This is a genomic window from Pseudoxanthomonas suwonensis, from assembly GCF_000972865.1.
GTDB lineage: Bacteria > Pseudomonadota > Gammaproteobacteria > Xanthomonadales > Xanthomonadaceae > Pseudoxanthomonas > Pseudoxanthomonas suwonensis_B.
Map to the genome: position 1 here is coordinate 1,173,178 of NZ_CP011144.1, position 12,575 is coordinate 1,185,752.

A 12,575-nucleotide genomic window follows, 5' to 3' on the forward strand; every position below is an offset into this window, starting at 1 on the left:
GGGCCCGGATTCCGGCGTCCCGCGCACAGGCAAAGCGGAACTGGCGCACAGATCCGCATGCCCGCCGCACCACGTCCTCCCACCGCACTCAACTTCCGGCCAACCTGACCGATACCGGGACACGAGCGTCCGGCATCCGCCGGTGCACGCCAGTTCCCGAGTCCCCCAGGGAGGTTTACGTGCGCATTCTGTTCGTCGGCGATGAAGCCGTGTTCCCGACCACCCTGGTCGAGCTGGTGTCCGAACTGGGACAGGACTGGGAGGTGGAACGGTCCGACGACGCCGGCAGCGCCATGGCGCGCGTGGCGGCCGTCCCGGTCGACGTGATCCTGGTCGCGCCGTCGCTGCCCGACATGCCGCCGGCCACCCTGCTCGGCCAGGTCCGCACCCTGCGCGCCGAAGCCTCGCGCGTGGCGGTGATCGACGGCAGCCAGAACCCGCCGGCGCGGATCATCGGCCTGGCCCACCGCTTCCTGCCCGCGCCACTCGCACCCGAGCTGCTGCTGGAGGCGATCGGCAGCCTGGAGGAACTGCGCGAGCTGCTCGACAACCCGGCCCTGCGCCAGCGCATCGGCCGGGTCGAACAGCTGCCTTCCCCGCCGCAGCTGTACCTGCGCCTGATGAGCGCGCTGGAAACCGACGAGCACACCAGCGCCGCCGACATCGCCGGCCTGGTCGCCGGCGACCCGGCGATCGCGGCCAAGGTGCTGCAGCTGTGCAACTCGGCCTACTTCTCCAACGGCCGCACCATCACCGACCTGCGCGCCGCGGTGACCCGCCTGGGCATCGCCACCCTGCGCGACCTGGTCCTGGCCAGCGAGGTGTTCTCGCTGCCGGGCGCGGCCGGCATCGACCGTGCCGCCCTGCAGCAGCGCGCGCTGCTGGCCTCGCGGCTGGCCAAGCGCATGCTGCCCGAATCCAGCGCCGAGCTCGGCGCCACCGCCGCGCTGCTGGCCGACATCGGCCTGCTGCTGCCCGGCGTGCGCGACGAACGCCAGCCGGTGGCCGAGGGCGACGAGCGCCCCGGCCATGCCGAAGCCGGCGCCTACCTGCTGGGCCTGTGGGGCCTGCCGATGCCGATCATCGAGGCGGTGGCCTTCCACCGCACGCCGTCGCGCTCGAGCACCCGCAGCTTCTGGGTCACCGGCGCGGTGCACGTGGCGATGGCGCTGGCCGCCGGCGAGGAACCGGACGAGGCCTACCTGGGCCGCACCGGCGCAATGGCGCGACTGGGCGAATGGCGCGACTACGCCGAGTCGCTGACCGCCGTGCCGGTCGCTGCCTGATCCGATCCAACCGCCGCCGCGCCGCGGCTGGCAATCAGCCGTCCAGCAGCGCTTCGGCGCGTCGCGCCACCGGGTCCCACAACGCCCGCTGCGCCTCGATCGCCGCTTCGTGGCGGCGCCATTTCTGCGGATCCGGCGGAGTCAGCGTGTAGCGCGACAGCGGCAGCGCCGCATCCAGGCGGCGGTCCCAGCCGAGTCCGGCCCACCCGCACAGGCGCTCGGCGCCCGCCTGCGGGTCGGCGACGAAAGCCTCGTGCCGGATCGTGGTCCAGCTGCCGGACGGCAACCCCCGCAGGTCGTCGAGCAGCACGCGCGTGGCGCTGGCCCATTGCCGTGCCACCACCTCCTCCAGCGGCCGGCCGCTGCCCTCGCGCCAGCCCGGCGTGAGCAGGAACGACCAGGTCGGCCCCTCCCAGCCAGGCAGCCGCGGATACATGGCGAAATCGCCCGAACGCCAGCCGTCGATCATGCTGCCCAGCACCTGGCGCGGATCCCGGTACAGGAACACGAACCGGGCCTCAGGGAAGATCGCACGCAGGAACGGGATGCGCAGCGAATTCTTCGGCGTCTTCTCCAGCACCCGCACCGGTGCGCCGGCGGCGGCCCGGCCTTCGCGGTCGCGCAGCTGGCGGAACAGACGCTCGCGCAGGGCCGTCGCCACCGCGGCGGTGGCATCTTCGGCGAGCAGCCGGTTGGAATCGTAGCCGCGGGCGGAAGGCGCCAGTCCAAGGATGCCTTCGATCAGCGCGTGGCTCTCGTCGCCCGGCGAATACAGACCCGGCGCGGTGGCCAGGGTCTCGAACAGCAGGGTCGAACCCGAGCGCGGCGGACTGACGATGAACAGCGGCCGCTCGAACAGCGGATCGCGCGCCCCTTCGACCGCCGTGGCCTCCGTGGCGCGCAGCGGCACCGCTGCCGCACCGGCGTGCACGCCGGTGCCCGGGTCGCCATGGCGGTCCATCCGCGATTCGTCGCCCGCCTCGGCCGGCGTGGCCACCGCCATGTCGAACACGTGCGCGGCCAGCGCCTGGAGCAAGCCGAGTTCGTTCTTGAGGCCGATCTGGCCGGCGCCCAGCGCCTCCAGTTCGCCACGGATGCCGTCGAGCAGGCGCCGGTAGCGCGGCAGGCCCTCGTCACCGTCGGCGTATGCGGCCCACAGCGCCTGCCAACGCCTGGCGAAGCGCAGCAGTGCCTGCTGGATCGCCGCCAGGCGCGGATCGGGCACGGCCTCGCCGAGCAGGAACACGATGTGCTCGCGCAGTTCCCACGGCGACATCACCTTCGGCGCGTTGAAACTCTCGAACTCCAGCACTGGCGCTGCCAGACCCGGCCGCGGCGCGATCCGCGCCGGCCGCCAGTCCGGTCCACGCGCGCCCGGCGGGCGCGCCTGCGCCAGCAGGTCCCAGAAGCGTTCGCCGCCGACGGTGTCGGCGACCAGGTGGATGCGGGTGTCGTCGCCGCCGTTGAGCACGCGGTGGCGTCGCCAAGTATCGAAGATCCAGCATTCGCCCGCGGCCATGTTGATCTCGCCCTCGCCGCACTGGAAACGCACCGGGGGCGTGGTCACGATCGGCACGTGCACGCGCATCCGCTCGCGCCAGTAGTAGTTGATGTCCACGTGCGCGCGCACCTCGGCCTGGCCGGACAGGCGCATCAGCCGCGCCCGTCCCCAGATCGCGCCCAGCGCTTCCAGCACCTGCATCAGGTACGGGCACTGCGCCAGCACCGGGGTCGGCCGCATCGGGCCGCCGAGCTCGTCGCTGTCGGGGTCGCCGTGGGTGGTAATCAGGGTCAGTGCGCTGTTGCCGTCATCGCGCTGCGTGCGGCCGCGCCACCAGCGCGTGTCCACCGCAGCCACCTCCGCGGCCAGCGCGGGGGCGTCGAACAGGATGGGCAACTGGAGGAACGGAACCTGCAGCTTCATGGGCGGGCATCGGGGACGGCAGGCGCGCCAGTGTGGCAAAGGTCGTCGTCACGACACAGTGCCGGTCGGCACGGCCCGTTCAGGAAGGTCGGCGGGTCTGCCTAAGGATGCTCAGCCCGATCAGCCGCGACACCACCAGGGCGATGTACATCACCCCGACGAACTGCGCGAGCATGACCAGCGCCCGCGCCTGCGGCCGCACCGGCATGATGTCGCTCAGGCCCACGCCAGAGAGCATGCTGAAGCTCAGCGACAGCAGTTCCATCCAGCTGCGCTGCGTCTCCGGATGCAGCGCGGCGGTGAAGCTGCCCGGATACCAGATCTGGCAGACCGAGAAGGCGAAAGCGAACGCCCAGGCCAGCAAGGTGAAGGTGGCGCCGGCGGCGAACAGCTCGTCGCTGGTCACTTCGTGGTCCTGCAGCATGTAGGCGATCAGGCCCAGCGCGGTGTACAGGTACAGCGCGCCCTCCAGCACCAGGCCGATCGCCAGCAAGCGCCCGTCCCAGAACCCCACCGCCAGCAGGATGAGCACCGCGGCGGGCACCGCCAGGCACCATGCGATCCAGTTGAGCACCGGGCTGCGGTTGACCACCCACAGCGCCAGCGCCAGCACGCCCATGCCGAACACGCTCAGCAGCACCGATCCCCAGGCGATGCCGTCCAGCGCCGGGTAGAGCAGCAGCCCGAGCAGCTGCGCCAGCAGCAGCCACGCCGAGGGATGGCGCCTGGCGTGCACCATCCAGCGCCGGCGCAGGAATACGCGCATGGCTCAGCCGAAGTGGTGGACCAGCGCGTAGTAGACGACGTAGATCCAGCCGAGGATGCCGTGGATGATCACCCACAGCAGCGACTTGTTCGCCGTCCAGGAAATGGTGATGGCCAGGGCCGTGCCGAAGCCCACGCCCGCCTTGACTACGCCGGTGCCGCTCATGGTGTCCGCCCCGTTGCCTGGTAGGGATACTGCGCGAAGATCGCCGCCACCGCCGCGTCGATCTCGGTCGCGCGTTCCTCCGGCGTCTTCCTGGTGACGCGGCCGACCGCCGAGCCGGTCCACACCAGGCGGTTGAGCCCGGCATCGACCAGATCCACGGTCAGGGTGCCCTGCCGGTAGCGGCTGACCTGCGCCTCGTCGTACCACACCGGCACGGCGACATAGCTGCGCGCCCGGTAGCTGTAGTAGTACTGGAAGTCGGTGCGCGGCACCGTGTAGACGTCGGTCTTCTCCTCGACGATGCCCTGGAAATTGACCCGCAGGCCGGGCGACGCCGGATCGTAGGCATAACCCCGCGCGTCCATCTCGCGGCGGATCGCCGCGCGCACGCGTTCGGTGGTGTAGCTGGAGTAACCGTGGGCCTCCATCGCGATGGGCTCGTAGAACGCCCAGCTGCGGTAGCGGCTGAAGTCCGCTTCCGGATCGGTATCGACGCGGACGGTGGGTCCGCTGGCGCAGCCGGCCAGCAGCAGCGCCAGCACGGCCAGCCAGGCCAGAACGGGGGTTCGGATCGTGCGCATGCCGCCTCCCTAGACCGGTAGCCTCTCGAGGGTCGATCAACGCTAGCACGGCCTTGTCTACGCCGCGTGTCCTGTACTGGCGGACACCCCCTCCCGACCGCGGCGGGCCAGGCGGGGAGACGCGCCTGCTCCTGGATGCCGTCATCCCCGCGCAGGCAGGTGGCGCATCTCAGCCGCCGCATGGCGGATCATCCAGTGCAGCCGTGTGCAGGTCGCCGGGGACCGGCCGTCGGGCTGCGGCGCCTCCCGCCTGTGCGGGATGACGGCTGCAGCCCCGACCATTCCTAACTCACCCGGTAGATGTCCCCGCCCTGCTCGCGGAACTGCGCCGACTTCTCCTCCATCCCCGCCGCCAGCGCCGCCTGTTCGTCGACCCCGTGCTCGGCCGCGTAGTCGCGCACGTCCTGGGTGATCTTCATCGAGCAGAAGTGCGGGCCGCACATCGAGCAGAAGTGGGCCAGCTTGTGCGCGTCCTTGGGCAGGGTCTCGTCGTGGAACTCCTTGGCCTTCTCCGGATCCAGGCCGAGGTGGAACTGGTCCTCCCAGCGGAACTCGAAGCGCGCCTTGGACAGCGCGTTGTCGCGCACCTGCGCGCCCGGGTGGCCCTTGGCCAGGTCGGCGGCATGGGCGGCGATCCGGTAGGCCATGATCCCGTCGCGCACGTCCTGGCGGTTGGGCAGGCCCAGGTGTTCCTTGGGGGTGACGTAGCACAGCATCGCCGTGCCGAACCAGCCGATCATCGCCGCGCCGATCGCGCTGGTGATGTGGTCGTAGCCCGGCGCGATGTCGGTGGTCAGCGGCCCGAGCGTGTAGAACGGCGCTTCGCCGCACTCGCGCAGCTGCTTGTCCATGTTCTCCTTGATCAGCTGCATCGGCACGTGGCCGGGGCCTTCGATCATGGTCTGCACGTCGTGCTTCCAGGCGATCTTGGTGAGCTCGCCCAGCGTCTCCAGCTCGCCGAACTGGGCCGCGTCGTTGGCGTCGGCAATGCAGCCCGGGCGCAGGCCGTCGCCCAGCGAGAAGGCCACGTCGTAGGCCTTCATGATTTCGCAGATGTCCTCGAAGTGGGTGTAGAGGAAATTCTCCTTGTGGTGTGCCAGGCACCACTTGGCCAGGATCGAGCCGCCGCGGCTGACGATGCCGGTCACCCGCTTGGCGGTCAGCGGCACGTAGCGCAGCAGCACGCCGGCGTGGATGGTGAAGTAGTCCACGCCCTGCTCGGCCTGTTCGATGAGCGTGTCGCGGAAGATCTCCCAGGTCAGTTCCTCGGCGCGGCCGTCGACCTTCTCCAGCGCCTGGTAGATCGGCACCGTGCCGATCGGCACCGGCGAGTTGCGCACGATCCACTCGCGCGTCTCGTGGATGTGCTTGCCGGTGGACAGGTCCATCACCGTGTCGCCGCCCCAGCGGATCGCCCAGACCAGCTTCTCCACCTCCTCGGCGATGCCGGAAGACACCGCGGAGTTGCCGATGTTGGCGTTGATCTTGGTCAGGAAATTGCGGCCGATGATCATCGGCTCGCTTTCCGGGTGGTTGATGTTGTTGGGCAGGATCGCGCGGCCGCGGGCGATCTCGTCGCGCACGAACTCGGGGGTGATGAGCTTCTGGATGCTGGCGCCGAAGGACTCGCCCGGGTGCTGGGCGAGCAGGCCGGCGTCGCGCACCGCCTCCAGCCGCTGGTTCTCGCGGATCGCCACGAACTCCATCTCGGGGGTGACGATGCCCTTGCGCGCGTAGTGCATCTGGGTGACGTTCGCCCCGGCCCTGGCACGACGCGGCAGCACCCGGCCGGGGAAGCGCACCGCCGCCAGCTTCAGGTCGTGCTCGCGGGCGCGGCCGAACTCGGAGGACAGCGCCGGCAGCAGCTCGGTATCGCCGCGCTCGGCGACCCACTGCGCGCGCAGCGCCGGCAGACCGGCGGCCAGGTCGATCCGTGCCTCCGGGTCGCTGTACGGGCCGGAGGTGTCGTACACGGTGACCGGCGGGTTGTCCTCGCCGCCGAATATGGTCGGGGTGCGGGTCAGCGCGATCTCGCGCATCGGCACGCGCAGGTCCGGGCGCGAGCCTTCGACGTGGATCTTGCGCGAGCCCGGGATCGGCCGGGTCACGGATTCGGAGAGCTGCTCGGTCTGCTGGATCAGCGAGGCAGGAATGGCGTTCATGCTGGGGTGTCCGCTCGGTCGGGAATCGCCGCACCGGAGTGCGGTCCACGGCGATCGGCGCGCGTGCGGGTCGCGACGCGGCCGGTCGCCCGGAGCGGGCGGACACAGGACGGACGGGATCGCACGTGTCGATCGGGCCGAAGGTCCTGCGAAAGCTTCCCTACGCCGGTATCAGCCGGATCAGGTTCCAAGGGACTGTCTCAACCTTCGGCCCGTTGCGGCGCCGGCGGTACCCCCGCTTCCGCCAGCATTAGACCACAGGCGGCGGGTGGCGGGCAGGGCCACCGCCGTGATTCCGGCCGCTTGGAGAAGGTCCGAACAACTCGACTTTTGCCGTCATTCCCGCGCAGGCGGGAATCCAGGGACTTTGCCTTCAACGACTTGAAGGCACTGGATCCGCGCCTGCGCGGGGATGACGGCAGGTGTTCAGATATTCCCTGGCGGCCGGTTCAGGGCGCCAGCGCGCGCACCGCGCGGGCGTGGCTGGATACGATCTCCAGGGTCGAGGCATCACTGTCGAACAGCGAGAACAGGCCCTGCGCCTCCTGCGGCGGGTCGCCGGTGAACGGGTCGCCGGCCTTCCACATCCAGTCGGGGTTGGTGGTGCGGCCGCGGCCGCCCCAGGCCCAGAAATTGGAGCCGGCGATGGCGTCGCCGGCCTGCATCCGCTGCAGCAGCCGGTCGAAGATCGCCGCGTAGAAACGGTCGCGCGCCTGCACCCCGGATTCGGGCGAGAACGCGCCGCCGTCGCGGTTCAGGCCGAACTCCGACAGGACGATCGGCTTGCCCATCTTCCCGGCCACGTCGATGTGCTCGTCGATGTAGGCCAGCGAGGTTGCCAGCCCCGATTCCAGCCGTGCGGCCGGGTCGTCGTGGTCGACCCAGCTCCAGTTCGACGGCCACAGGTGGAAGGTGAGGTAATCCACGTTCGGGGTCCGGTGGGCCTGGACGAACAGGTCGATGTCGCGCAGCGAGCCCATCGCGCCCTCGCTGCCGGTGCTGACCAGCTGCTTCGGCGCCAGGCCACGGATGAGCCCGGCCGTGTCGTGGATCCATTCCCGGTAGGCGGGGAAGTTGGGGTGCCCGTCCTTGTCGCTGCCCGGACGCGGCTCGTTGGCCAGCTGCCAGGACATCACCGTCGGATCGTCCACGTAGGCCACGCCGGTGATGCCGTTGGTGCGGCCGACGACGGTGCGGATCGCATCGCGATACCACGCTTGCGCCTCGGCGATGGCATAGAAGCGCGCCGAGTTCTGCATGAAGCCGTTCCAATCGCCCGTGGTGTCCGGATCGAACACCGGCTCGCCCGTGGCCCAGGACACGTACTGCGACATGCCGCCGGACCACTGCCAGAAGTTGTTGAGGTACAGCACCGCCTTCATGTCGCGGCGGGCCATCTCCGCCAGCAGGTAGTCCAGGCCCTGCAGCAGGTCCTCGTCGTACTTGCCCGGCTCGGACATGATCGCCGGGCTCACCCCGCGCTTGAAGCCGCTGGCCTCGGACATGGCCAGCACGCGCAGGTTGTCGATCCCGGCGGCCTTGAGCTGGTCGAGCTCGGCACGCAGGCGCTCGCGGTCGCCGATGCCGTCGGGGGCGCCGAGGTAGGCCCCGTACCAGAAGTTGGCGCCGGCGAAGCGGTAGGGCTTGCCGTCGAGCACGAAGCGCGCGCCTTCGACCTTCACGAACCCCGACTGTTCGGCCGCCGAGGCGGCGAACGCCGCCAGCAGCAACAGGCATGACACCGCGAGCCGGACGCGGCCGGCAACGAACCATCCAGACATGCGCATGCGTGAGACTCCCCGTCGACGGCCGGTCCGCGATTCCACACGGATCAGGCGGACCATACACGCTGCGGGCGCACATGCGCACCGCGCATATCACCTATTCCGCGCCACGGCGCGGCTCAATAGCCGGCGGCGTGCCCGTCCTTGCGACTCTCCGAGGCGCCGAAATACACGCCGCTGTCCGGGTCGCGCAGGATCGCCTGGTAGCCGCCGAACGGTCCGTCGGCGGACACGATGCGATGGCCCTTGCGCATCAGCGCACGCACCGTCTCGTGCGGGAACCCGGTTTCCAGGTTGACCTCGCCGCCGTCGCTCATCGCCGTGTTCTGCCCGGTCGGCTCGGTCGAACCCTCGTGCTGGATGCGCGGCGCGTCGCCGGCCTCCTGCAGGTTCATGCCGAAGTCGACCAGGTTCATCACGATCTGCACGTGGCCCTGCGGCTGCATCGCCCCGCCCATCACGCCGAAGCTGACCCACGGCTTGCCGTCCTTGGTGATGAACGCCGGGATGATGGTCTGGAACGGGCGCTTGCCCGGCGCGTAGCAGTTCGGATGGCGCGGCTCGGCATCGCAACCGGCCAGAACGAACATCTCGGCGCGGTCCTGCAGGATGAAGCCCAGTCCCGGCGGGGCCATGCCGCTGCCCATGCCGCGGTAGTTGGACTGGATCAGCGAGACCATCATGCCGTCGGCATCGGCCGTGGTCAGGTAGATGGTGTCGCCCTCCTCCAGCTGCCTCGGCGTGCCCGGCTGCACCTCGCGCAGCGCGCGGTCCGGCGAGATCAGTTGGCGACGCTGCGCTGCGTATTCCTTGGACACCAGCCTCGCCACCGGCGCCGGCTGGAACGCGGGGTCGGCGTAGAAGCGGGCACGGTCGGCGAAGGCCAGCTTCTTGGCCTCGACGAACAGGTGCACGTGCTCGGGCGAGCCGAACGGGATCTTCGAGAAGTCGTAGCCCTCCAGCACGTTGAGCATCTGCAGCGCGGCGATGCCCTGGCTGTTGGGCGGCAGCTCCCACACGTCGTAACCGCGGTAGTTGGTCGACACCGGCTCGACCCACTCGCCCTGGTGCGCGGCCAGGTCCTCGTAGGACAGGAAGCCGCCATTGGCCTTGAAATAGGCATCCATGGTGCGGGCGACCTCGCCCTTGTAGAACGCGTCGCGGCCACTCTCGGCGATCTTCTGCAGGGTGTCGGCCAGGGTCGGGTTCTTCCACATCTCGCCCTTGCGCGGGGCGCGGCCGTCGATGGTGAACTGCTCCTTGAAGCCCGGGTACTGCGACAGCCGCGGCACCGAACGTGCCCAGTAGTAGGCGATCACCTCGTGCACCGGGTGGCCTTCGCGGGCATAGCGGATGGTGGGTGCCAGGTTGTCGGCCATCGGCAGGCGGCCGAAGCGGTCATGCAGCGCGAACCAGCCGTCGACCGCTCCGGGCACCGATACCGGCAGCGGTCCGGTGGGCGGGATCTCGGCCAGGCCGCGACGCCGGAACTCGTCCAGGGTCAGCGACTGCGGCGAGCGGCCCGAACCGTTGTAGCCGTAAAGCCGCTTCGTCCTCGGATCCCACACGATCGCGAACAGGTCGCCACCGATGCCGTTCCCGGTCGGCTCCATCAGTCCCAGCGCGGCGTTGGCGGCGATCGCCGCATCCATCGCCGAGCCGCCCTGCCGCATCACGTCCAGTGCAATCTGGGTGGCCAGCGGGTGCGAGGTGGCGGCCATCGCGTGCGGTGCGATCACCTCCGAGCGGGTGGCGAACAGTTCGCCGGTGATGCGGTCGGCGGCGGGGACGGCGGCCGGCAGCAGCAGTGCGGCGCACAGCAGGATACGGAGCATGGACATGGGCGCGGACCGGAACGGGATTTCCGGAAAGATAGCCGATCACGCCACGCCGGCGACCAGACTCCCGTCGCCGGTTGCGCTCAGCCGGCCGGGATCGTCACCAGCGGCGACCCGGCGCCGCCGCCGGTGTCGGCGATCGACAGCATCACCTGGGTGATCAGGAACATCTGCTTGGAAGCCTCGTCGTGGCCGTCGATCCAGTACCAGCGGCCGCGGAACTGCGCCGCCACGTGCGCGTCGGCCGGCGCCGCGATGCCACTGCGGATCCGCACCAGCGACGGCTCCGGCGAAACAGGCACCCCCTCCACTTCGACGCCCTGCGCCAGCTCCATCAGGATCTCGAACATCGAACGCGTCGCGATCGCCAGCTCGTCCGTGTCGTGCGGATAGGTGGCGAACACCACCCGCAGCTCGCCCACGCCGCGCCGGATCCCCAGCCGCTCGGACAGGTATTGCAGGTCGGCCTCCTCCTGCGCGGTCAGCGCCGGACGCACCCGCGCCAGCGCCGAGAACGTCTCCTCCTTCTGCCGCACCCGCACGGCCAGCGCCTGGGTGCGCTGCAGCCGCCGCAGCACGGCCACGACTTCCGCGAAGTCGTCGTCGGCCTTCTGCTCGAACAGCGGCGCGCGGCTGGTGTTGCCCACACCGTTGACCGAGCGCACCGCCAGCGGGAACAGCAGGTCCGAGGCCCAGCCCGCTTCCATCATCGCCAGCACCGCGGCCGGCGGCAGCGGCGCCAGCAGGTGCCGCGAGAAACGGTCGCCGGTCACCGGCGTGTAGGTCACCGTCGGCGTCTCGCGCAGCACCACCGCGCCGCCGACCGAGCCGGCGTCGTTGCCGGTGCCCGGCGAGAGGGCGGCCGTCAGCTCGCCCGAACTCTCGCGCGTGTACTGGCTGATGACCGAACTCACGCCCAGGAACATCGGCGCGTCGCCGTAGCGCAGCGCGACGATGTTGCTCAGCAGCTGCTCCTTCTCGCTCTCGCGCAGGCGCTCGGTGTAGTCCATGCGGTCGATCCCGACCCGCGTCGGCCCCAACCCGGCGCAACCGGCCAGCATCGCCACCAGCAGGCCTGCCGACAGTGCGGCAAGCCGTCCCCTTCCGTCGTGGTATGCCATCGCACGATCCCCGTCCCGGAACCGGTGCCAGACTACGCCAACTCGGTCACGCCGACGCGGCACCGGCCATGGCCCGCCACCGGCCTGCGCACCTCAGTCGACCCCGGGCAGCTGCAACGGCATGGGCCGGGCCGGCGTGAATGCCGAGGCGTCGCCGAACTCGGGCCAGCCCGCGCGCAGGCCCGCCATGACCGCCGGATCCTGGCGGTGGGCCTCGAGCAGCCAGCCGGCGATCGCCGCGCAGGGCACCTGCGCCGATTCGCGGCACAGCAACGGGCCTGGCGGGATCGGTGCGGAACGCCACAGTTCGCGAACCTCTTGCGGGCGCGAGGCGTCGTAGACATCCGCGGCCAGCGCTGCGACGTCGGCCTCGCCGTCGACCAGTGCCTGCAACGCCGCCGCATGCGAACCGGCATAGTGCAACGACGCGAAGTCCGAGGCCGGACGCAGGCCCAGCTCATGCAGCCGCTGCGCCGGGACGAACCCGCCGGACGCCGAATCCCTGCCGACCAGCACCAGGCGCAAGCGTCCGGCCCGGTGCTGCAGCGCTTCGATCGAATCGACCTCGTCGCGCGCCACCAGTACCGCACGGTAACGGTCGGCCTGCGCTGCCGGCACGTCCGGTACCGGCAGCGTGGCGACACCGCCGGGGCCACGCCGCGCCTGGAGATAGCCGTGCAGGTTCGGCACCGCGACATCGACCTGTCCGTCGCGCAAGGCTTCCACCAGCGCGGTCGGCGAAGGCAGCACGCGCACCTGCACCGGATGCTGCCCGCGCCGGGCCAGGTAGTCCGCCAGCGGCTGGACCGCCGCGGCGCGGTCGCGCTGCGGATAGGCGTAGGTCGCGACCACCCACGGAGCGACCTCGCCGGCCGTCGCCGCCACCGAGGCCAGCAGCAGCGCGAGCCCTGCAAGCGAGGTCCTGCCGCGCGGCCTGGAGCGCACGGC

The 12,575-nt window shown here is 70.6% G+C and carries 10 protein-coding genes and 1 riboswitch; of the genes, 1 reads left to right on the forward strand and 9 read right to left on the reverse strand.

What is annotated here, in order from left to right:
- Positions 1-179: 179 nt before the first annotated feature.
- Complete coding sequence (locus tag WQ53_RS05045; protein ID WP_052631032.1) at positions 180-1,286, forward strand: HDOD domain-containing protein; 1,107 nt, start codon at positions 180-182, stop codon at positions 1,284-1,286.
- 34 nt (positions 1,287-1,320) lie between these two features.
- Here WQ53_RS05045 and WQ53_RS05050 read toward each other — a convergent pair whose 3' ends face one another.
- From WQ53_RS05050 to WQ53_RS05085, 9 genes are all read right to left on the reverse strand, one after another.
- Positions 1,321-3,210, reverse strand: a complete 1,890-nt coding sequence (locus tag WQ53_RS05050; RefSeq protein ID WP_052631034.1) for a sulfotransferase — start codon at positions 3,208-3,210, stop codon at positions 1,321-1,323.
- A 79-nt stretch (positions 3,211-3,289) separates the two neighbouring features.
- On the reverse strand, positions 3,290-3,976 hold the full coding sequence (locus tag WQ53_RS05055) for an ion channel (RefSeq protein ID WP_052631036.1): 687 nt from the start codon (positions 3,974-3,976) through the stop codon (positions 3,290-3,292).
- Positions 3,977-3,979: 3 nt separating this feature from the next.
- Complete coding sequence (locus tag WQ53_RS17135; protein WP_173427203.1) at positions 3,980-4,141, reverse strand: hypothetical protein; 162 nt, start codon at positions 4,139-4,141, stop codon at positions 3,980-3,982.
- Positions 4,138-4,722 (reverse strand): DUF4136 domain-containing protein, encoded by a 585-nt coding sequence (locus WQ53_RS05060; RefSeq protein ID WP_052631037.1) that lies wholly within the window; start codon positions 4,720-4,722, stop codon positions 4,138-4,140. The genes WQ53_RS17135 and WQ53_RS05060 overlap by 4 nt, the downstream gene beginning before the upstream one ends.
- 284 nt (positions 4,723-5,006) lie before the next feature.
- Positions 5,007-6,884 carry a phosphomethylpyrimidine synthase ThiC gene (gene thiC, locus WQ53_RS05065; protein WP_052631039.1) on the reverse strand — a complete coding sequence of 626 codons (1,878 nt, stop codon included), beginning with the start codon at positions 6,882-6,884 and terminating at the stop codon, positions 5,007-5,009.
- 139 nt (positions 6,885-7,023) lie between these two features.
- A riboswitch (TPP riboswitch) is annotated at positions 7,024-7,131 on the reverse strand.
- Positions 7,132-7,333: 202 nt separating this feature from the next.
- A complete protein-coding gene (locus WQ53_RS05070; RefSeq protein WP_052631041.1) occupies positions 7,334-8,671 on the reverse strand; it encodes a glycoside hydrolase 5 family protein in 1,338 nt (445 codons plus the stop codon).
- Between the two features lie 116 nt (positions 8,672-8,787).
- Complete coding sequence (ggt, locus tag WQ53_RS05075) at positions 8,788-10,509, reverse strand: gamma-glutamyltransferase (protein WP_052631043.1); 1,722 nt, start codon at positions 10,507-10,509, stop codon at positions 8,788-8,790.
- An 80-nt stretch (positions 10,510-10,589) separates the two neighbouring features.
- On the reverse strand, positions 10,590-11,627 hold the full coding sequence (locus tag WQ53_RS05080; protein WP_052631045.1) for a hypothetical protein: 1,038 nt from the start codon (positions 11,625-11,627) through the stop codon (positions 10,590-10,592).
- 93 nt (positions 11,628-11,720) lie between these two features.
- Positions 11,721-12,572 carry a phosphate/phosphite/phosphonate ABC transporter substrate-binding protein gene (locus tag WQ53_RS05085; protein ID WP_158497809.1) on the reverse strand — a complete coding sequence of 284 codons (852 nt, stop codon included), beginning with the start codon at positions 12,570-12,572 and terminating at the stop codon, positions 11,721-11,723.
- Positions 12,573-12,575 lie beyond the last annotated feature (3 nt).

Bases quoted from the DNA above. Each gene is read 5' to 3' on its own strand.
- WQ53_RS05055 (WP_052631036.1), bottom strand. From the start codon at position 3,976: ATGCGCGTATTCCTGCGCCGGCGCTGGATGGTGCACGCCAGGCGCCAT.
- WQ53_RS05060 (WP_052631037.1), bottom strand. From the start codon at position 4,722: ATGCGCACGATCCGAACCCCCGTTCTGGCCTGGCTGGCCGTGCTGGCG.
- ggt (WP_052631043.1), bottom strand. From the start codon at position 10,509: ATGTCCATGCTCCGTATCCTGCTGTGCGCCGCACTGCTGCTGCCGGCC.
- WQ53_RS05080 (WP_052631045.1), bottom strand. From the start codon at position 11,627: ATGGCATACCACGACGGAAGGGGACGGCTTGCCGCACTGTCGGCAGGC.
- WQ53_RS17135 (WP_173427203.1), bottom strand. From the start codon at position 4,141: ATGAGCGGCACCGGCGTAGTCAAGGCGGGCGTGGGCTTCGGCACGGCC.
- WQ53_RS05050 (WP_052631034.1), bottom strand. From the start codon at position 3,210: ATGAAGCTGCAGGTTCCGTTCCTCCAGTTGCCCATCCTGTTCGACGCC.
- WQ53_RS05070 (WP_052631041.1), bottom strand. From the start codon at position 8,671: ATGCGCATGTCTGGATGGTTCGTTGCCGGCCGCGTCCGGCTCGCGGTG.
- thiC (WP_052631039.1), bottom strand. From the start codon at position 6,884: ATGAACGCCATTCCTGCCTCGCTGATCCAGCAGACCGAGCAGCTCTCC.